General features: G+C 70.0%; 22 protein-coding genes. 12 read left to right on the forward strand and 10 right to left on the reverse strand.

Annotation, left to right across the window (positions count from 1 at the left end; all coding sequences use genetic code 11):
* The first annotated feature begins 143 nt into the window (after nucleotides 1-143).
* Entirely contained in the window at nucleotides 144-377 is a 234-nt protein-coding gene (locus A6A29_RS26895; protein ID WP_073723626.1) for a DUF397 domain-containing protein, read from the forward strand.
* Between the two features lie 13 nt (nucleotides 378-390).
* The gene (locus tag A6A29_RS26900) at nucleotides 391-939 is read left to right on the forward strand and encodes an AAA family ATPase (RefSeq protein ID WP_073723628.1); all 549 of its coding nucleotides are present in this window, start codon (nucleotides 391-393) and stop codon (nucleotides 937-939) included.
* Between the two features lie 208 nt (nucleotides 940-1147).
* Here the strand turns inward: A6A29_RS26900 and A6A29_RS26905 are convergent, their stop codons facing one another.
* Nucleotides 1148-2305, reverse strand: a complete 1158-nt coding sequence (locus A6A29_RS26905) for a serine hydrolase domain-containing protein (protein ID WP_241838660.1) — start codon at nucleotides 2303-2305, stop codon at nucleotides 1148-1150.
* Nucleotides 2306-2493: 188 nt separating this feature from the next.
* Between A6A29_RS26905 and A6A29_RS26910 the strand changes: the two genes are divergently transcribed.
* The 3 genes from A6A29_RS26910 (at nucleotide 2494) to A6A29_RS26920 (ending at nucleotide 5526) form a co-directional block, all read left to right on the forward strand.
* Nucleotides 2494-3648: a sensor histidine kinase gene (locus tag A6A29_RS26910; RefSeq protein WP_073723630.1), complete on the forward strand. Its 1155-nt coding sequence runs from the start codon at nucleotides 2494-2496 to the stop codon at nucleotides 3646-3648.
* On the forward strand, nucleotides 3636-4280 hold the full coding sequence (locus A6A29_RS26915) for a LuxR C-terminal-related transcriptional regulator (protein WP_073723632.1): 645 nt from the start codon (nucleotides 3636-3638) through the stop codon (nucleotides 4278-4280). Before A6A29_RS26910 ends, A6A29_RS26915 begins: the two co-directional genes overlap by 13 nt.
* A 697-nt stretch (nucleotides 4281-4977) precedes the next feature.
* On the forward strand, nucleotides 4978-5526 hold the full coding sequence (locus tag A6A29_RS26920; protein ID WP_241838661.1) for a DUF6879 family protein: 549 nt from the start codon (nucleotides 4978-4980) through the stop codon (nucleotides 5524-5526).
* A gap of 70 nt (nucleotides 5527-5596) precedes the next feature.
* On the opposite strand, the gene A6A29_RS26925 is transcribed toward A6A29_RS26920, so the two are convergent.
* Nucleotides 5597-6937 carry a tetratricopeptide repeat protein gene (locus A6A29_RS26925; RefSeq protein WP_241838662.1) on the reverse strand — a complete coding sequence of 447 codons (1341 nt, stop codon included), beginning with the start codon at nucleotides 6935-6937 and terminating at the stop codon, nucleotides 5597-5599.
* A 499-nt stretch (nucleotides 6938-7436) separates the two neighbouring features.
* Between A6A29_RS26925 and A6A29_RS47640 the strand changes: the two genes are divergently transcribed.
* From A6A29_RS47640 to A6A29_RS26940, 3 genes are all read left to right on the forward strand, one after another.
* Nucleotides 7437-7568: a hypothetical protein gene (locus A6A29_RS47640; RefSeq protein ID WP_274535839.1), complete on the forward strand. Its 132-nt coding sequence runs from the start codon at nucleotides 7437-7439 to the stop codon at nucleotides 7566-7568.
* Nucleotides 7569-7656: 88 nt separating this feature from the next.
* Nucleotides 7657-8472, forward strand: a complete 816-nt coding sequence (locus A6A29_RS26935; protein ID WP_241838672.1) for an aminoglycoside phosphotransferase — start codon at nucleotides 7657-7659, stop codon at nucleotides 8470-8472.
* Nucleotides 8472-8909: a hypothetical protein gene (locus A6A29_RS26940; protein WP_073723642.1), complete on the forward strand. Its 438-nt coding sequence runs from the start codon at nucleotides 8472-8474 to the stop codon at nucleotides 8907-8909. Before A6A29_RS26935 ends, A6A29_RS26940 begins: the two co-directional genes overlap by 1 nt.
* Nucleotides 8910-8972: 63 nt before the next feature.
* Here the strand turns inward: A6A29_RS26940 and A6A29_RS26945 are convergent, their stop codons facing one another.
* From A6A29_RS26945 to A6A29_RS26950, 3 genes are all read right to left on the reverse strand, one after another.
* Complete coding sequence (locus tag A6A29_RS26945; protein ID WP_073723644.1) at nucleotides 8973-10073, reverse strand: hypothetical protein; 1101 nt, start codon at nucleotides 10071-10073, stop codon at nucleotides 8973-8975.
* Nucleotides 10074-10225: 152 nt separating this feature from the next.
* A complete protein-coding gene (locus tag A6A29_RS45445) occupies nucleotides 10226-10402 on the reverse strand; it encodes a hypothetical protein (protein WP_158074472.1) in 177 nt (58 codons plus the stop codon).
* Nucleotides 10403-10477: 75 nt separating this feature from the next.
* Entirely contained in the window at nucleotides 10478-11101 is a 624-nt protein-coding gene (locus tag A6A29_RS26950; protein WP_073723646.1) for an RraA family protein, read from the reverse strand.
* Between the two features lie 244 nt (nucleotides 11102-11345).
* On the opposite strand from A6A29_RS26950, the gene A6A29_RS26955 reads away from it, so the two are divergent.
* The 3 genes from A6A29_RS26955 to A6A29_RS26965 all read left to right on the forward strand — a co-directional run bounded on the left by A6A29_RS26955 (nucleotide 11346) and on the right by A6A29_RS26965 (nucleotide 13629).
* Nucleotides 11346-11657 (forward strand): ArsR/SmtB family transcription factor, encoded by a 312-nt coding sequence (locus A6A29_RS26955; protein WP_073723648.1) that lies wholly within the window; start codon nucleotides 11346-11348, stop codon nucleotides 11655-11657.
* A gap of 115 nt (nucleotides 11658-11772) precedes the next feature.
* Nucleotides 11773-13014, forward strand: a complete 1242-nt coding sequence (locus A6A29_RS26960; protein WP_073723650.1) for an MFS transporter — start codon at nucleotides 11773-11775, stop codon at nucleotides 13012-13014.
* Nucleotides 13015-13080: 66 nt separating this feature from the next.
* On the forward strand, nucleotides 13081-13629 hold the full coding sequence (locus A6A29_RS26965) for an NADPH-dependent FMN reductase (RefSeq protein ID WP_073723652.1): 549 nt from the start codon (nucleotides 13081-13083) through the stop codon (nucleotides 13627-13629).
* A 103-nt stretch (nucleotides 13630-13732) separates the two neighbouring features.
* On the opposite strand, the gene A6A29_RS26970 is transcribed toward A6A29_RS26965, so the two are convergent.
* Nucleotides 13733-14677: a serine hydrolase gene (locus tag A6A29_RS26970; RefSeq protein WP_079183028.1), complete on the reverse strand. Its 945-nt coding sequence runs from the start codon at nucleotides 14675-14677 to the stop codon at nucleotides 13733-13735.
* Nucleotides 14674-15630: a LysR family transcriptional regulator gene (locus A6A29_RS26975; protein ID WP_073723971.1), complete on the reverse strand. Its 957-nt coding sequence runs from the start codon at nucleotides 15628-15630 to the stop codon at nucleotides 14674-14676. Before A6A29_RS26975 ends, A6A29_RS26970 begins: the two co-directional genes overlap by 4 nt.
* Before the next feature lie 237 nt (nucleotides 15631-15867).
* Here A6A29_RS26975 and bla point away from each other — a divergent pair, with 237 nt between their 5' ends.
* Nucleotides 15868-16824, forward strand: coding sequence for a class A beta-lactamase (gene bla / locus A6A29_RS26980; RefSeq protein WP_073723654.1), 957 nt, complete (start codon nucleotides 15868-15870; stop codon nucleotides 16822-16824).
* A 200-nt stretch (nucleotides 16825-17024) separates the two neighbouring features.
* On the opposite strand, the gene A6A29_RS26985 is transcribed toward bla, so the two are convergent.
* The 3 genes from A6A29_RS26985 to A6A29_RS26995 all read right to left on the reverse strand — a co-directional run bounded on the left by A6A29_RS26985 (nucleotide 17025) and on the right by A6A29_RS26995 (nucleotide 19411).
* Nucleotides 17025-17387: a hypothetical protein gene (locus A6A29_RS26985; RefSeq protein ID WP_073723656.1), complete on the reverse strand. Its 363-nt coding sequence runs from the start codon at nucleotides 17385-17387 to the stop codon at nucleotides 17025-17027.
* 369 nt (nucleotides 17388-17756) lie between these two features.
* Complete coding sequence (locus tag A6A29_RS26990) at nucleotides 17757-18164, reverse strand: hypothetical protein (RefSeq protein ID WP_073723658.1); 408 nt, start codon at nucleotides 18162-18164, stop codon at nucleotides 17757-17759.
* Nucleotides 18165-18397: 233 nt separating this feature from the next.
* Nucleotides 18398-19411, reverse strand: a complete 1014-nt coding sequence (locus tag A6A29_RS26995; protein WP_073723660.1) for a phosphotransferase — start codon at nucleotides 19409-19411, stop codon at nucleotides 18398-18400.
* Between the last annotated feature and the right edge of the window lie 30 nt (nucleotides 19412-19441).

The following is a 19441-nucleotide window of genomic DNA, read 5'->3' on the forward strand; positions in this document are numbered from 1 at the left end:
CTCGAAAGGGTGATCCGAGATCGCCCCAGGAAGACTGACGAAGAACTTGACCGGTACCGGCTTGCGTTCGACCGCCTCCGCGCACAAGCGTGGGACATGGCTGCTTCCTCAGCCGTGATCGAGCGCGTACGCAAGGAGATCTGATGGTTCCCGCTATCCCGTCCGACGAGACCCTGACCTGGTTCAAGTCCTCCTACAGTGGCGGCAACACCACCGAATGCGTAGAGACCGCGTACCTGGCGCGGGGCGCAGCGGTCCGTGATTCGAAGCACGTGGACGGCCCTAGGCTGAGGTTCGGTTCTGCCGCATGGCAGCGGTTCGTCGACGCTGTTCACGACCGCACCGCAGCCATACCGGCAACCGTCCGCCGCCCCTGAGCGAAAGGTCCGCATGGGCACCGATTTGGCTTCCGCAGTCGTCCTGATCACCGGTGTGATGGCTTCGGGGAAGTCGACCGTGGCCGGCCTCCTGGCCGAGCGGCTGCCTCGGGCCGCGCATGTGCGCGGTGACGTCTTCCGCCGGATGCTCACCTCCGGTCGGGAGGAACTGATGCCGGAAGAGACTCCGGAGGCCAAGGCCCAACTGGAGCTCCGCTATCGCCTTTCCGCTCTTGTGGCCGACGAGTACGCGCGCGACGGGTGGACCGCGATCGTCCAGGACATCGTCCTCGGGGAAGACCTGGACCACTACATCGCCCGGGTGCGCACGCGTCCCCTGTACGTCATCGTGCTGGCCCCCTCCACCACGGCCGTGCGGAGCAGGGAGACCGGGCGCGCGAAGACCGGATACGGCCCCTGGACGGTCGACGCCCTCGACGGCATCCTCCGCGCGGAGACACCACGCATCGGTCTCTGGCTGGATACGTCGGAGCAGACCCCGGATCAGACGGTCTCGGAGATCCTCGACAACTTGGCCGCCGCCCGCATCCAGTCCGTCTGACGGGCTCTCGTACTTGGTGGTTGGCTCCGGAAGTCCTTCGGGGGTTGGCTCCGGAGCCGGTGTCGCATCTATCGACCAGCCAGGCGATGTAGTCAAGATGGCGCCGGATCCGCTGCGGGAGTGCGTGCGCCGCCGTCGCCGCCCCGCCTTCCTGATTCCGGACCGTGCGCCGCGCGCAGATGTCCCGTACCGCTCCATGCGGAGGACCTCAACGCCGCTGACGGTCGGCGTTCGGAGTCGTGCACAGGGCGTCGTCGACCAGCTTGCTCTCGGCCTTTACCACGCGCAGGACGTCGTCCGGGGAATCGGCGAGGACGCCCGACAACGAGACCGCGACGCTGCGCCGGCCATCGGCGGTGACGCCGGTGGCGCTGATCCAGCCGGAATCGCCGCCCTCGTGGCCCCAGTACACCCCGCCGCAGGAGAGCGGGCGTGAGAAGAGCCCCAGCCCGTCACGTACGCCCGGCATGAGGTGCCTGAACTCCTTGCTGACCCGGATGGTCCGTTTCATCTGCGCCAGCTGCGCCGGTGGCAGGAGTCGGCCGCCGAGCAGGGCACGGAAGAATCGGTTGAGATCGGCGGTGGTGGAGACGAGACCGGCCTCTCCATTGGTGCCCGAGCCGACCTGCTCGGTGACGTTCACGAGCGGCTCGTCGGCCTTGAACCTCTGATAGGTCTCGCCATGTGGCTGGGGCAGTGTGGGTGAAGTACCCGGCCAGAAGGTGTGATCGAGGCCGAGCGGCCGGACGATCCGATCCCTTACCTCCTCGTGCCAAGGGTGCCCGGTGACCCGCTCGATGATCATGCCGAGCAGGACGTACGCGGTGTTGCCGTAGCTCCAGCGCTTGCCGGGCCGGAAGTCCGGGCGGTGGCGCATCGCCCGGGCGACGGTCTGCTCGGGTGTGTAGGTGTCGTATCGGCGCTGGTAGAAGTCCTCCGCCGAGGTGTAGTCCGGGTAGTCGTCGTGGATGCCGCTGGTGTGCTGGAGCAGTTGGCGGATGGTGATCGCGCGACCGTCGTTGCCTTTTCCGGAAATCACACCGGGCAGCCATCGTTCGACCGAGTCGTCCAGGGAGAGACGGTGGTCGCCGCTGAGTTGCAGGATCACGGTCGCCACGAACGCCTTGGTGACGCTGGCTATCCGGAAGTGCCCGTCCCGAGCGACCGGCAGACGGTCCGTCAGGTCGGCGACGCCGCTCGTGGCGGTCAGGTTCCGGCCGTCGGAGGTGACCAGGCGGGCCTGCACTCCTGTCACGCCGAGTGCGGTGAGCGCATCGGCGTCGTTCTGGATCTGGAGCTGGATTCGGTCGTCCCGCTGTGGGGTGGATATCGCGCCGGGCACACTGGTGGAAAGGGTTCCGGCCACGAGGGCGGCCAGCGTCAGGTTCCGTCGGATGGATCGGCCGCGCCGCCGCGGTGTACGAATCGGTGAACTCTTCATGGGCATGGACACTAGGTCTGGCTGAGGTGGGCAGACGGTACCGCTCACCCGTGAGAAAAAGGGGTAGTGGGCTGTAGTGCCAGGTTCGGTCGCCATGGCTCAGACTTGCGCGAATGAACCACCATGGGGCCAGTCGGCTTTCGGCGATGTGGCGCGGTCTGGGTTATCTACTGGGAAGCCTGTTCACCGCTGCGGTCGCCCTGTTCGCGCTGCCCGTACTCATCGTCCCGATGATGGCTCGCACCTGGGCGTCCTGGCATCGTCGCCGCGCCGACCGGCTGCTGCTCTCTCCGCGTTCCGGTCCCGTCCGTGTCGGTACGTGGCGTGTTCTCGGGTGGCTGAGCACCTACATCGTGACCAGTCTGGCGTTCGGGCTCGTCGTGGTGCTGTGCGCGGCCAACGCGCTGGCCGCGGCCATCACGGTGCCCTTGTGGTGGGCGTTGCCCGCCGGCACCCGCGCGGGCGGCTTCGCGGCCGGTGTTCCACTGACCGGGTGGGGCACGGCGTTGACCTTGGGGACCGCACAAGTCGTCATCTTCGCGGCCCTGACCTACTGGCTGGTTCCACTGCTGGCGCGCCTGCACGCCCGGATCTGTGTGGCGTTGCTGTCCCCCTCAGCCGTCGAGAGGTTGGCGCAGCGTGTGGAGGCGCTGACCGAGACGCGGGCCGACGCCATGAACACGCACGGCGCGGAACTCCGCCGGATCGAACGTGACCTGCACGACGGCACCCAGGCCCGGCTGGTGGCCATCGCGATGCGGCTGGGCATGGCCCGTGAGTCGCTGAGCGAGGACCCCCGGATGGTGGCCGGACTCTTGGAGGAAGCGCATGAGAGTGCCGAGGAGGCCATGGTGGAGCTTCGTGCGGTGATCCGGACGATCTACCCGCCGATCCTCGCCGATCGCGGCCTCGCCGGGGCGCTGGCCGCGTTGGGGACCCGATCGGCGATCGACAGCACCCTCGATATCGGCGACCTCGGCACGATCCCCGCCGCGGTCGAGGCCGTGGCCTACTTCACGATCGCCGAGGCGCTCACCAACGTTGCCAAGCACAGCCAGGCCACCCGGACCACCGTCCGCGTCGCGCGCGAAGGTGACCGGCTGTCGATCGAGGTCACCGACGACGGAGTCGGCGGCGCCGACGAGACGCTGGGTACCGGCATCGCCGGAATCCGCCACCGTGTCCTGGCGCTCGACGGCACAGTCCACGTCCACAGCCCCAGCGGCGGCCCGACCACGATCACTGTGAGGCTGGCGTGCGGGTCGTGATCGCCGAGGACAACGTCCTGCTGGCCAATGGGCTGGAACTCCTGCTGACCGCCAAGGGCTTTCATGTCGCCGCGATCGCCCAGGACGCCCCCGGCTTCATCGCTGCCGTCACCGAACACCGACCGGACGTCACCATCGTCGACGTACGGCTACCGCCGACCTTCCGCGACGAGGGCATCCACGCCGCCATCCACGCCCGTCGCCGGCTCCCCGGCCTGCCCGTGCTCGTCCTCTCCCAATACGTCGAGCAGCAGTACGCCGGCGAGCTGATCTCCGATGGACGCGGCGGCGTCGGCTACCTTCTCAAGGACCGGGTGAGCCGGGTGAGCGAGTTCATCGACGCGCTGCGGCGGGTCGCCGCCGGCGGTACCGTCATGGACCCCGAGGTGATCGGGCAGCTCCTCACCCGTCACGCCCGCGACCCGATTGCCGCCCTCACACCACGCGAACGCGAAGTTCTCGCCCTGATGGCCGAAGGAAACGACAACGCCACGATCGCGGCCCGGCTCGTCATCACCGAGAACGCCGTCCACAAGCACATCGGCAACATCTTCGCCAAGCTCGGCCTCTCCCCGGCCGACAGCGGCCACCGCCGCGTCCTCGCCGTCCTCACCTATCTCAGCCGCCACTGACCAGGACGTGTCCAGCCGATCACGCCGGACTGCTTGGCGATCACGGTCGGGGTATTGCGGCCGGCCGGAGGCGATCGAGACGGCCGCCGAAGCCGCCGGGCGCGAGCCGCTCGACCTGTTTGAGGAGCAGCGTGGGACGGCGCAGCTCCAGGCGGCTCTTGAGGGCCCGGGCGGACAACCCGGGCTGTCTGAAGGACCCCTACGACTGCACCGGCGGCAAGCGCGTGAACGGGTTCTGCGCTTCGGCATCGTCAACGCCCTGTGGGGGTCAAGTAGCTGCGCCGATCCACATGTTGAGCGCTTCATAACACCCGTACCGCGGACCAACTGGAGACCACCATGACAGCGCCGCGCACGCGCTCCCGTCGCCTCGTCGCCCTTCCGCTGAGGATGGCCTTGGCGACCGCCCTCGCCTTCCTGGACCTGCGGCGGTCGCACGGCGGGCGGGGTTTGTCCCCCACAAACAGGTACGCACGAAGGACGGCACGACGCTCGACCGGTACGTCCGGGCCCTGCGCGCCGAGACCGCGTGACACCCGTCCTTGAACTGCGCGTACCCCGCCCGATCCACGGAAGTACGCGACTGAACTCCAGTCCCCTCTTGCAGCCGGGCAACACCCTCCGTAGCTTGCTGATCACAGCGATGGGAGAGGATCACACGCAATGATCCCGAAGATGACCGTGCAGGAGGCCGCACGTGTCCGTGGATGGCTCTGGTCCCGTGTTCCTCGAAGGCGAGGAGTGGCAGGCGTACTTCCGCGATTTCCAGCACTCCGCGTTCCGTCTCGAAGTTCAGCAGACTTACACCATGCCCGCCGAGGCCGAATCGGTCCGCGGCTTCCTCTCCGGGGAGCCCGTTCCTCCAGGGTTCAACGCGTCGTGGCACGAGACCGTCCGGGGCCACGCGGCTGCCGGTCGCACCATGACGCGGGCGAAAGTGGTCCGGAGGCCGTTGACGGACTACAGCCGCTACCTGTTCGAGTGGTGCATCCCCGGCAATGTCGCGGCAGGTGAGGACTACCGCATGGTGGACCTCACCGACAGTCCTGGCCTTGGCCTTGGCCTTGGCCTACCGGATCAGGACTTCTGGCTGTTCGACGAATCGATCGTCGTCCACCTCAACTATCGGGTGGACGGGACCCAGTCAGGTCGTGAGCTGATCTCCGACCCGGACATCAGCGCGTACCGGGCTTGGCGCGATCTTGCTCTGGAACACGCTGTTCCCTTCCACGACTTTCCGGTCTGAACGCCGGGCGCCCCCCGCGCATCGGGTTCAGGCCGGAGGTCCGGAGCGTCATCCCCTCACCGGCGGTCAATCAGCCGACGAGAAAGGGCGGTGCGATCCCGCGCGCCCGGTCATACAGGTCTCGGGCTGTCGGATTCTTCAGGTGCGGTCGCAGGAGACCGAACATGGTCCTGACGCGGTCGTCCGCACGCCCGGACTGAACCATGGGGTAGTCGTCCAGCGCCTGGCTCCAGGTGGCGCAGGCCGCTTCCAGGTGGCCGATCTCCAGTTGTCGCTCGGCGAGGGTCGCCCTGTGCCGAACCCTCGCCCGGCGGTATACGCCGAAGCGGAGCCTGTCGGACTGTTGCATGGCTTCGACTGCGCCGGAGACATCGCCGAGCTCGTAACGTACCTGGCTGATGTGGTAGTTGAGCGAGGACGGATCGTACGAGCCGAAGGGGGCGCTGCGGGACTCGGCGCGGTCCATGGCCGCCTCCGCTTCGCGGATGTACCGCATCGCGCCGACGCGGTCGCCGGTCTGAGCAGCGGTGTGAGCCTGCTGTCCGGCGAGAAAGGCACGCATACGCGGGCCGGCCTGGGGAGACGCGGCGGCAGCCGCATCGGCCAGCTGCATGGCTTTGGCGCCGTGGCCGAGGTCGACGGCTTGCACGCTCATTCCGCGCAGGGTGGTGCAGTACGTGAGGTGGTCCTCAGCCGCGCCCGCCAGTTCGAGAGCCTTGACGTAGTAGCGCTGCGCGAGGCCGTGGAGCCCCTCGTCAACGGCCATGTAGCCGGTCAGATAGAGGAGGTCCGAGGCGGCGGAGAGCATCGCTTGCCGAACCGGCTCGGGCGCGTCCGCGCGTAGATAGGCCGCCACCGTGTTGACCATGAACGATGCGGCCATGGGCCGCGCGTGGCGACCGCCGAACTGGTCGTCGAGGTCAGATACCCGCTCGGTCATCGCGATGACCATGTCGACTTCGTTCATCCCTATACGGGAGATCCGCCCGGCCTGGACCGCCTCCGCGCGCCCGATCACATCGGGCCATCCGGGAATCGTCAGGGCCACGGAGAAGAGACCAGCGCCCAGGACTCGGCGGCGTGAGGGGTCCATGTCCTGCCTGCCCAGGTCGATCATCCCTTCCACGGTATCCGCGGGCCCCGGTGACACCGAGCGAGGGGCGGGGATGCCTGCTTCCGAAGAGGTCACCGGTCTGGCCAGCCTCCGCGAGAGCGCTTCGAGGATGCAGGCCCTGACGGGTTCACGCGGGACGGTACCTCCGAGCCAGTGGCTCACCCCTGATTCGTCGTACCGCAATGGGGTGCCTGTCTCCGTACCGACACGGTTCACCGCACGTGCGAACTGACTGTGCGTCCATCGAGTCTCTGCGAGCAGTCGGGCAAGCCCGGAGTTGGGCCCCTTTTTCACCATGGTCCACAACTCACCTTTCCATGAAGAACTTTCAAGGGTTTCAAGTCCCGCACCAGTTCCCACGCTACCGCTGTGCGTGGTCAGACGGTTGCGTAGAGACAGGAAGGCCCGGCGAATCAGGTCGCTGAGCCTGTCTCCAAGGGGTCGAGCGATGAGAAGTGAAGCACGGGCGCTGCTTGCCCAGTTGACCGCAGAGCAAGGTGGCGACGGCGTCTTGCGAGTGGATACGGCGGAGGGCATCGACCTTGCGCCGGGTTCTATGGCCTACCCGCCGTGCCAATGTCCCCGACACCGTGACGACTCGGCCGAAGCCGATCCTGCGACACGGACGAACGCCGACGTCCGCTCCACGAACGACCAGGGTGAGGGCGACCCGTTGTGAGGCAGTCGCCGGTCGGCCCGCGTCACTGAGGTCCCCTCCTGACCCGACGGTCCCGGACGGCACCTCCCTGAGCCGCTACTGCCAGCACACGGACAAGGAAGGGAGGTGACACCCGCAATGTCACTCGTCGCAGTGGAGATCTCCCCTCGGCCCCAGGCCGAAGAGGAGGAGATCGAGTTCGTCGACGACCTCGACGCCATCGCCGCCACCGAGGTCATGCTCGGCTGCGGAAACGACAATCCGTACTAGACCGAGTCCATACCGGGGCCGCTCGCCGCGTGCGGGCGGCCCCTCCACTCGCTCCCGCTCCCACTCCTACACTCTCACTGTGGTGACCATGAGACTGCACTGGAACGACCTTCCCACCGCCACCCGCGACGCCGTCGCCGCCCGCACCGGACCCATCCGCGCGGCAACGACCGCAGGCAAGGGCCTCAACAGCGAGATCGCCGCAACCCTGGAAACCGGCGCCGGACGCGTCTTCGTCAAAGGCCTGCGCTGCGATCACCCGCGCGTCTGGACCCAGCAGCGCGAGGTCGCCATCAACCCGTACGTCGCCCCGCTCGCGCCGCGCCTCCTCTGGCGGATCGACGACGGCGAATGGAACCTCCTCGGCTTCGAGTACCTGGACGGCCGTCCCGCCGACTACAGCCCGGGCTCCGCCGATCTCGCTCTCACCGCCGACGCGATCACGGCGCTCGCAGCCGTCCGCGCCCCCGTGGACATCGAGCTCAAGCAGATCGAACAGCGCTTCGCCGACTACCTCGACAACTCCGACGACGCCCAACTCCTCTGCGGCGACACCCTGCTCCACACCGACTGGACCCCGGACAACGTCCTGATCGTCGATGGCGCCGCCCGCGTGGTCGACTGGGCCTGGCCGACTCGGGGGGCCGCATGGATCGACGCCGCGTGCTGGGTCGTCTGGCTCGTCGCCTCCGGCCACTCCCCCCGCGGCGCCGAACAGTGGGCCGCGAAGACTCCGGGCTGGCGCATCGCGCCCGCTCGCGCCCTCGATGTGTTCGCCACCGCCCAACAGCGGCTGTGGCACGGCATCGCGGCGGACGCCCCCGACGTCACCTGGAAGCGCGACCTCGCCGACGCCGCCGCCCGCTGGGCCGCCCATCGGTTGGGCGGACAAAGGGAATGGTGATGGCCACGGACCCGCCCATCCACCCGTACAAGACGCTCACCACCCCCGAGGGAGAACAGGTCGACATCGACGCGGAGATGGTCCCCGTTGTCCGCGAACTCTGGCGCCTCGGCTTCACCACCGCGACCTGCTGCCAGGACGTCGGCGAAGCCACGGCCGGAGTCCGCGCCCAGCGCGAGACCCCGCTCGGCTACGGGGGCGACGGCTTTATCGCCTACCACCGCGGCTACGCCCTCCTGAAGATGCCGGTCCGTGATGCCCAGCGTCTGATCGCGCTGCTCGCTGACACCGCCGCCTTCGGTGAGCGCGTACGCCATCCCTGGCGTCCCGGCTCGTGGCGCGTGAATGTTCCTCTCGAACCTGACGGTCTCACCGCGAACGCCTTCCTTCACTTTCCCCGCGCCCAACTTCCCGAGCTCGTCGGCGCTCTGCGATAGCGCCAACACCGTTTGCGGACCACTGGAAGCGGCGGCGCTGATGTCGGGCCTCCCGGCGGGTGCCTACGCGCCCGGCGTAGCCGTCGTCGGCAGGCCCTCGGCGGCTCTGACCGTGGCGAAGCGTTCGCGCCAGGGGGTGCCCTCGGGGAAGTGGTGGGTGTCCGTGTCCTGGAGCCAGTTCTCGTACGCCGTCGCGCGGCGGCATTCGGGGCAGGACGTCTCGTCGCCCAGCGGCCGGAAGAGGTGTTCATCTCCGTAGCCGTCGCAGGCGATCAGCTCGCGGACCGGCGGGGGCGCCGTGATGGGCGGTGCGGGTGGTGTGGGCGGCGTGGGCGGTGTCTGTGGGAGTACCGGGCACTTCTGGGCCAGGCGGTAGCGGAGGAAGCCGACCGCGCAACGTACGCCGCCCTCCGGGCGCTCGGCCAGTAACGCCTGGCGCAGGTCCGCCTCGCCCAGGCCCCGTTCCAGCCACTTCACCGCCTCCACCGCCAGCGCACGGGCCTCACGCACCCCCAGGTGCAGTTCCCGGCGCGTATGGCGCAGCGAGAGCAGGATCTGCTCCGCGCGGGCCAGTTGAGCCGGGTTGGAGGACGGCGACGCAGAGGACGGTGCGGGAGGCTGCGGTTCTGCCACCTCCACCGCCGCTTGCGCCGCTTCCGCTTCGGAGGGTGGGTGGGTATTGGTCTTCTCTCTGTTGTCTTCTACCGGTTGATAACCACCGGCCGTCCGGGGGGTCGGCTCACCGACGATCGGAATCGGCACAGTCGGCGGCGGAGGCGGAGGCAGGGGCGGAGAGGAGGGCGGCGGGGGCGTGGACGAAGCGGGAGCGGTGGTCAGCGTCGCGCGTACGGTCCTGGCCTCGGCCTCCGTCAGCGGGGTGTTCGTGAACAGCTGCTCCGTGTACCAGCGGCCCCCGGCACCCTGGCCGCTCCACTCATGCACAAAGCCCTGGGCGACCAGTTGCTTCTTCGCCTTCTGGTACGCATGGCCCTTCATCCCCAGCTCGTGGGCCAACTCGCCCAACGGGCAGCCCGTGGCCGACTCCGGCAGACCCTGGACATAGAGCAGAAGGATCTTCGCATCACTGTTCAACCGCCGCTCACGCACGACGTTGTTCGATGCCTTCGTATAGCCCGAAGAGGGCGGGATAACATGGCACAGCATTTCCCGGTGGGTCCTTTTCCACTGGTCGGTGTAGGCCCTCGGTCGGTGTTGGCGCACCGTCGGGGGCCGCTCCGTGCATCTGAGTGCGAACGGAGGGTGATTGCCTCGTCACCGTACCGCACCCGCTCCATCTCCCACCACACGAACGGGACTTACGCCAGCCAGAGCGAGCTGTGCCGGTGGTTCGCCGGTGGGATCTCCACCCCCTCAGCCGCTTCGACGCTGATGCCGCCGCCCACGTCCGCGTTCATCAGGCCCCGGAGCCGCCCCACCTGCGTACGGAGCCGTTGCCTGGCCCGGCGCTCCTCCTGCGCCGACCACCGGGCCACCCCGCCGTCCCGGTTGTGCCGGGGGAAGCAGTAGCAGGAGGTGCCGTCGCCGCGCTGTCAGGGTGCTGGTTGCCGTCAGGCCGGGTAGCCGTTCTCCGACAGGATCTTGTCGATACGGGCGCGGTGCGCCGCCTCCCACTCGTCCAGGGATTCGGCCGCCTCCTTCGCCAGCTTCGCCCGCGCGTCGCGCAGCACCTCGTCCCGGCGGGCGTGAGGGGTCACCACGACGCCCTCCTCGTCGGCCACCACGATGTCGCCGGGGTTCACGGTCGTGCCGCCGCAGCGCACCGGGGTGTTGAGCGGTTCCACCGCCTTCTTCGTACCGGGGATGGGGATGACACCCAACGCGAAGACGGGGAAGCCCAGTTCGCGTACCTCGGACAGGTCGCGGATCACGCCGTCGAGCACGAACGCCGCGATCCCCCGGCGGTGCGCGACCGCGCACACGTTCCCGCCGGCCAGCGCATAGTCCATGTCGCCCGACTCCACGACGACGACCGTGCCCGGCTCCGCGCGGTGGATCGCCGCGTGCAGCATCAGGTTGTCGCCGGGAGGGCAGCGCACCGTGAAGGCCGGGCCCGCCACGCGGGGCACCGGCGACCAGAGGGGGCGTATGTCGGCGTCCATGACCTGCTCGCGCCCCAAAAGGTCGGCGAGGGTGGTCGTGGGGATGTCCTTGAAGCCGGAGTCCTCGTGCATGTACGTCCCTCGTCCGGGCCCTCCGCGTCCGTGCGGGGGCGGGGGCCTGTAGCCGTCAGCCCGTCGTTAGCTCATTGTGCTTGCAGGACCGTGCGGGACGACAGAGCGATACCCGCACCCGCCCGCCACCGTCGCCGGAGCCGGCGATTTGACTTGCTCCTACATATCCAGAAAGCTAGATACGTATCCCGGGAGGGATCAAGAGACCCGAAGGCAGCCCCCAAGGATTCACAGAGAGGCCCCCATGGACCCGCTGGCCGTGCACAAGGCCCTCGCCAACCCCGCCCGTCTGCAGTTCATGCAGTGGCTGCGCGACCCCGAGAAGTACTTCGACGAGGACTCGTACACGCAGCAGGGGCTGGGCTTCCACATCGGCGTATGCGTGGGTGACATCCAGAAGCGGGCCGGGCTCGCGCAGTCCGTCGTGTCCGGCTACCTCCAGACCCTCAGGGACGCGGGCCTCCTCACCTCGGAGCGCGTCGGCAAGTGGACGTACTACCGCCGCAACGAGCCGGTGATCGCCGAGTTCGCCGCCCATGTGCGCGACGAGCTGTAGCCGCCCCGCCCCACCCCGCCCTCCAAGCGTGACCGCGGAGAGCCGAGCCCTGCGCCCCGCACGGCACACCCATGACCCAACGTATCTACTTTTCTAGATTTAAAGAAAGATCACCATGAGAAAAACCTCCGCCGCCGTCCTGGTGCTCGCCCTGGGCGTGTTCGGGATCATCACCACCGAGATGGGCATCGTCGGGGTACTCCCCCAGCTCTCCGCCGAACTCGGCGTCCCGCCCTCCACCGCCGGCTGGCTCGTCGGGGCGTTCGCCCTGGTGATCGCCGTGACCGGGCCCTTCACCACGCTGCTCGCCTCCGGGATCGACCGCAAGAAGGTCCTCGCCGCCTCGATCGCGGTGTTCGCCCTCTCCAATGCCGTCTACGCGCTCACCACCCAGTACGAGGTGATGCTCGCCTTCCGCATCATTCCGGCCGTCTTCCACCCGGTGTTCTTCTCGGTCGCGCTGGCCACGGCCGCGCGCATGGTCGCGACGAAGGACGGCGCGGACGCGAAGGCCGCCACCCGGGCGACGACGACCGTCTTCGCCGGTGTCACCGTCGGGTTCGCCTTCGGGGTGCCGCTGACCTCGTACCTCGCCGAACACCTCTCGCTCCCTGCGGCGTTCTGGTTCGGCGCGCTCGTCAACCTGATCGCGTTCCTGGGCATCCTGCGCCTGCTCCCGAGCCTGCCGGTCGGACAACGCGTCTCGTACGGAAGCCAGTTGAGCGTGCTCAGGCAGCCCCGGATGTGGCTGACCATCTCGTCCGTCGTCCTGATCTTCGCGGCGATGTTCTCCGTCTACGGCTACTTCGCCGAGTACCTGGGCCAGGTCACCCACATGGACGGCTCCTGGGTCAGCGCCATGCTGATGGCGTTCGGCATCGTGATGATCCTCGGCAACTTCGCCTTCGGCAGCCTGCTCCAGCGGAACCTCGTCCGCACCGCCCTCGCCTATCCGGCCCTCTGCCTGCTGGTCTACGTACTCGTGTACGCGGTCGGGCCACGGTTCGTCCCGATGGTCCTGGGCGTCCTGGTCTGGGGAGCCGTGCACTCCGGCGGGCTCATCGTCACCCAGAGCTGGCTGGGAAGGGACGCGCGGGACGCACCCGAGTTCGGCAACAGCCTCTTCATCTCCTTCTCCAATCTCGGCATCACCCTCGGCACGGCGGCCGGCGGGTGGGTCCTGTCCGCCGCGGGAGCCCGCCGACTGCCGTGGGTCGGAGCCGGGTTCGCCGTCGCCGCGCTGGTCGTCATGCTGGTCCGGCTGAGCCTGGACCGTGCCGGACGGCGGACGCCGCAGTCCGGGGCGGTGGCCTCCTCCGGCGCCGCCTCTCGCGATGCCGTTCGCGCGACCCCCTGACGGCACGCACCTGTCACGGTCAGGGCCGGAGCGGAACAGTCCGGTGCCGCTCGGGGTTGAGCGGTTATGCCAACATCACGTGTGATTCTCCTGCTGTCCGGAAGCGTGCGGGCCGGGTCCTCCAACGAGACCGTGCTGCGCACCGCCCAGGACGTGGCGCCCGCCACCGTACGTACCGTCCTCTACGACGGACTCGGGGATCTGCCCCACTTCAACCCCGACGACGACACCGACCCGCTGCCGAAGCCGGTGGCCGAGCTCCGGGCCGCGATCGACGCCGCCGACGCCCTGCTGATCTGCTCCCCGGAGTACGCGGGGACGCTCCCCGGGTCGTTCAAGAACCTGCTGGACTGGACCGTCGGCGGCACCGAAATCGGCGACAAGCCCGCCGCCTGGCTGAACGCCGCCGCGCCCGGTCGCGGGGAGGGCGCCTCGGCGACGCTCCGCACCGTACTCGGCTACACCGGCGCGGCCGTCGTGGACGCCGCCTGCGTACGGGTCGCGCTCGACCGGAACACCGTCGGCGCGGACGGGGTCAGCACCGATCCGGAGCTCCGCCGACAGGTGGCGGCGGTGCTCGACGCCCTGGTGGACGCGGCCGGTACGGCATCGTAGGTCCGGCGTCGTGGTCCGGCGTCGTAGGCCGGTCCCTCCGGCCGGCGAGGCGTCGGCTCCCTATACAGGTGCCCCGGTCGTCGGCGTCGGTGGCGTGGGGGCCTCAGTCGGTGGCGTGGGGGCCGGGGGCGCGCAGGGCGTCCACGGCGATGCGGGCCGCTGTGCCGATGACGGCGTCGGCCGCCGGGAGGGTGGCGGCGGGGCTGGCGGCGCGGGTGAAGACCGCGACGGCGTAACGGCCCCCGTCGGGGTACTCGACGACGCCGACCTCGTTGCGGACGGTGGGCGCGCTGCCGGTCTTTCCGGCGACCAGTACGTCGTCGAAGGGGAAGCCCGACGCCAGGCGGTGGGGCCACACCTGGAGGCCGAGCAGACGGCGGATGGCGGCGCCGTGCTCGGGGGTGCATGCCTCGTCGCGCCAGATCGCGCCGAGCAGGCGGGTCATGTCGCGCGGGGTGCTGCGGTTGGTGCGCGCGGGGTCCACGGCGCGCAGGCGGGCGACGACCTGGGGGTCGGCCAGGGCCTGCGGGCCGCCGTTTCCGGCGTCCTCCCTGATGGTCGCGAGGAACTCCCGGAAGGTCTGGGTGGCGTGGGTACGGGTGAGGCCCAGCCGCCGTGTGGTGTCGTTGACGGCGTCCAGGCCGACGCGTTCCAGCAGGAGGTCGGCCGCCGTGTTGTCGCTGACGGCCACCATCAGGTACGCCGCGTCGCGCAGGGAGACCCGGGCCGCGTCGAGCATCGCGGCGAGTCCGGTGGGCCCCGCCGTACGGCCGTCCCGCGGGCACTCGGTCTGCTCGGTCAGAACCAGCCGCCCGGCCTCCGCCTGCTGGTGGAGCGCGACGAGCAGGCAGAGCTTGTGGACGCTGGCCGTGACGACCGGCCGGTCCGCGCCCGCGTCGATCTGGGCGCCGGAATCGATGTCCACGGCGTGCAGCCAGCCGGTGACCCCGGCTTCGGCGAAAGCGGCGCGGATACGGTCGCGGGCCTGCGGGTGGGCGTGGGGGCCGGGGTGGGGGCCGAGGTGGTGTCGCGTGCGGGGATCGGTCATATCCAGTACTCCGCCGCCGGGCGCAGATGCAGCGGGCCGGAGGTCAGGTCGGGGCCGGGAGCGGCCGTAAGGGCCAGGGCTTCGGTGACCGTATCGGCGAAGGCGCGGACGGCGGCGTCGCCGCGCCCCCGGGACCAGGCCGCGGAGTGGCGCAGGGCCAGCGGGGCGCCGCTCAGCGGGCGCCAGGTGAGGTCGGGGTCCCGGGCGTGGTGGGCGTCGCGCGTGCTGAAGGTGATGGCACGCCAGGACAGGAGCAGGCCCCGCGTGAAGCTGGGGCCCTGGCCGTACCGGACGGCGGTGGGGGTGTAGCCGTGACGGGCGCAGGTGGTCAGGAGGTCGTCGTGCACGGCCGGGGCCTGGGCACGGGGAAAGAGGATCAGGTCGTACCCGGTGAGCGCGGAGAGGGGAACCGTCTCGCGGCGCGCCAAGGGGGCGTCGTGCGGCAGCAGGACGCCCAGTTCATGGCGCAGGACGGGGCCCAGTTCCAGCCCGGACACATCGCTGGGGTGGCGGATGAGCCCGACGTCCAGGTCGTGCGAGGCCAGCCGGGCGAGCTGCTCGGCGGTCGACAGTTCGTGCAGCTCCAGCTCCACACCGCTCCGGCGCTCCTGGAAGCCGGCCAGGGCCCCCGCCACGGTCTCACCGGTGATGTCGGGCGGCAGCGCGGCGCGCAGGAGCCCGCTGTGGCCGTCCTGGATGCGGCGGGCCGTGGCCATCAACGCCTCGGACCGGTCCAGCAGCCGACGGGCCTCGTCCAGCAGGAGCGTGCCGCCCTTGGTGATCGTCACCTGGCGGCTGGAGCGCTCGAAGAGGCGTACGCCCAGTTCCCGTTCCAGCCGCTGGATGCGCTGGGACAGCGGCGGCTGGGCCATGCCGAGACGCTGGGCGGCGCGGCCGAAATGTAACTCTTCCGCTACAGCGACGAAGCACCGCAAGTGCCGGATCAGGTCCACGACCAGCAACGATATCGCGGTTCAATCGATCCGAGAGCGATATCGGTCTTGGACCTGGCGGCGACGGTGCTGTTTTTCTCCGGTCATGACCGTCGTGGGTCATGACCGTCGTAGTTCATGCCCGTCGTGCGTTTCCGCCGATGTGCTCCACGAACGACACGACGAACCGACCGACGACGAACGCCTGACGAACGACACGACGAACGACACGACGAACGAACGGAGAGCCGCCCACCCATGCGTACCCGTATCTCCCGCCGCGCCGCACTCACCGGACTGACCGGCCTTGCCGCCACCCTGCCCCTCATCGGCTGCGGAACGACGGCGTCCGGTGCCGCGCCGGATGCCACGCCACGACCCCCGTCCGGCTCCGGCTCCGGCTCCCCGGCCCCGTCTCCCGCCCCCGACAAGCGCCGGACGGACCGCGCGTTCGCCGCACTGGAGCGGAAGTTCGACGCCCGGCTGGGCGTCTACGCGCTCGACACCGGCAACGGCCTGTTCGTCACCCACCGGCCCGACGAACGCTTCGCCTACGCGTCCACCTGCAAGGCGCTGCTCGCCGCCGCCGTACTGGACAGGAATTCCCTGAAGGAACTCGGCCGGCGCGTACGGATCGGCCGCGACGTCCCCGTCGGACACTCACCCGTCACCGAACGGGCCGTCGGCTCCGAGCTCACCCTGCGGGAACTGTGCGACGCCGCCGTCCGCTACAGCGACAACGGCGCGGCCAACCTCCTCTTCCGTGAACTCGGCGGTCCCAGGGGCCTACAGAGCGCCCTCGTCGCCATCGGCGACCGCGTCACCCGGTGCGACCGCTACGAGGTCGCCCTCAGCGACGCCGTCCCCGGCGATGTCCGTGACACCAGCACGGCGCGCGCCCTCGCCACCGACCTGCGCACCTACGTCCTGGACGACGCGCTCCCCGCCGGCAAACGAGCCGTGCTGACCGACTGGCTCAGGCGCAACACCACCGGCGACACGACCATCCGCGCCGGTGCCCCGGCCGGCTGGCAGGTCGGCGACAAGACCGGCAGCGGCGGGTACGGCACGCGCAACGACATCGCGATCGTCTGGCCCCCGGACGCCGCGCCGATCGCCATCGCCGTCCTCTCCCGCCGCGACACCCGCGACGCCGAGCGCGACGACGCACTCATCGCCGGAGCCGCCGAGGTCGCCCTCAACGCCCTGGCCTGAGTCCGGCCGGGCCGCGCCCCGGGCGCCCCGGTGCCTCCAGCCTCCCGGTGCCCCGGTCACCCCGGCGCCCCGGTCAGGGAAAACGGGTGCCCCGTGGCGGCTCGGGCGAACCCGGAGCCGCCACGGGGCGGGCCGTGCCGGTCGTCACTGGACCGGCGTGATCCCCGGCCTGCGCGACCGGGGCGGCCGGAGAGCGGTGCTCAGTTGAAGACCAGGACGTCGGTGCGCATCGGCAGCGGGCTGCTCCAGCCGATGTTGATCTTGAAAGTCACCAGTCCATTGCTGGGGGCGATGCTCGACACCTGGAAGGGCGCCGCGCCGACGAACCGGTTCCCGTTGCCGTCGATCTCGGAGGCCGTGATGACGACCGTCGAGTTGATCCCGATGACATTCCAGGGAAGCTGAAGGTTGAACGTCCCGTTCGACGGGGTCCACGTCCACCACGCCCGCCACACGGCGCCGACGTTACCGCCGATCGCCGCGATGCCCTGATCCCTGTCGGCGGCCTGTGAACTGCTTGCGATCCTCGGCACCTCGGTGGCGGAAGATTCGGCTGCGGCCATGACGACTCCTCTCACGTCGCGGGAGCCCCCGAGAGCCCCCGCATACGTCGAGTGTCCGCCCATGTGCGCAGCGTCACAATCACTCGCGCGGGTGAACCTTCGGCGCGCCTCCGTGCCATCCGCGAAAACACCGTCCATGGCCACAGCCACCCACCGGGCGGGCGGACCGGCAGGACACGCTCCCGGTCCGCCCGGACGGCCGCACCACGGCCGCACCACCCGAGGAGGCGCCCCCGCTCGAAGGACGGCGGTCGTGCGCGCCGGACGCGATCGAGCTGAACGAGGGTGGCGTTTGTGGTGCGTGTCGTGCCGGTAGCACGCGCGTTGCCGGTGGTGCCGGCGGTGGCGCTTGTCGCGGGAACGCGCCCATCAGGCGGCGTCGAGGGCCCCGGTGATCTTGCGGGTCATCTCGGCCAGGGTGGGGCTGGGCGCGCCCTTGTGGGCCGCGGTGGCCGCCTCGACAGCGACGATGACCGTGCTGCGGAAGTTGTCGGCCTCCGCCGGGTCCTGCTTCTTGAGCAGGCCCATCCCCGCCGTCAGGGCCGGCAGCACCTCGTCGGCGATGGCGGCCACGGACGTGCCGTTCAGCTTCACGCCCTTCGACTTCTCCGCGAGCACGTGCCCGACCGGGCCGGTCGCGGAGTGCAGGGCGATGCTGCCGCGGGTGGCGGCCTTGTGGGGCGAACCGGCGGCGTCGGCGGCGGCCAGCAGCGTGACGGCGCCGTACGCGGCGGTGCGCAGGGTGTTCTTGTCCTGGTCGGTCAGGGTGATGGACATGATGGTGTGCTCCTCTGAATCCGCTTCGATTCCTGGTCTGCGCGGTGGTGGTTGACCACCCCCGCCTTCGTGACACCATCATGGCACACACGTGGCGCCATGACGAGTCATTCATGACGCCACGCGTGGCACAACTGGCGCCATGATGTGACTCCGACCAAGAAAACCGCAGATCAGTGGCGCTTTCCCGCTGGTGCCAACGCGGCCATATTCTCCGTGAACCCCATGGGCCCTCAGACGTTCAGCCGTGCCACGGCCCCCGTCAGCCCCTCCCATGCCTGTGCGGTGTCCGGTGTCGCGGCGTGCGGGGCGCGGAACACATCGAGGCAGGCGGCCACGTCGTCGAAGGCCCAGCGGAGCGCGTAGTAGGTGAGCCGGTCCCGGTCGGGCCGGTGGCCGGTCAGCTCCTCGTAGCGGGCGAGGTCGTCCGGGTCCGGGGAGCAGAGCCAGAGGTCACGCTCGGGCACCGCGAGGGCGACCGTGTCCCAGTCGACCAGCAGGTTCCGCCCGCCCGGGTCCAGGACGTTGCCCGGATGCGGTTCGCCGTGCGTCACGACCGGGGTGGGTGCCTGCCGGATCAGGCGCGCGGTCCGCTCGTCGAACTCCCCGAGCCGGTGGCGGAGACCGCGGGCGCTGTCCGTCAGCAGCGCGCGGCAGCGTTCGGCGTACGGGCCGCTGTCCGGCGCGAAGGCGTCCAACGGCTCGCGCAGAGCCGCTTCCAGCGGGGCGCGGTCCGGAAGTCCCGGCCGGTGCACCGGCGTCGCAGCGGGCGCGGGAGTGCGGTGCAGCACGGCCAGCCGTTCCACGAGCAGGCGGCGGTGCTCCGGCGGCAGTTCCTGCCCGAAGTGGCCCGCGGACGCGTCCAGGTACGGGAAGACGCTCACCGCGTACCGGTCCCCGAGCCGGCGCACGGTGGCACCGGAGGAGGCCGTGGAGGAGGCAGCGGAGGAGGCCGTCCGCAGAGGTGCGACGACGAAGTCCAGACCGGCGTCCGCGTTCAGTGAGGCGGCCGTGTCCATCGCCCGGCGCAGGCCCTCCCGGGCCGCTTCCACACCCGCGCCGCAGTACGGCTTGTGCGCCAGGTCGGCCACCGTCACGAACCAGCGCCGCCCGTCGGCGGTCCGCGCGGTCCAGTGGTGATCGCCGAAGCCGACGGGCGCGTACGTCAGTGACGCGGGGGTCACTTCCCAGGCTGCGAGGGTGTCAGCGAGGGCGGACAGGTCGAGATCCATGGGCTGATCCTTCATGCCGGCACCCTAACGAAGCCGCCGGAGCGC

The organism is Streptomyces sp. TSRI0281 (assembly GCF_001905125.1).
Classification (GTDB): domain Bacteria; phylum Actinomycetota; class Actinomycetes; order Streptomycetales; family Streptomycetaceae; genus Streptomyces.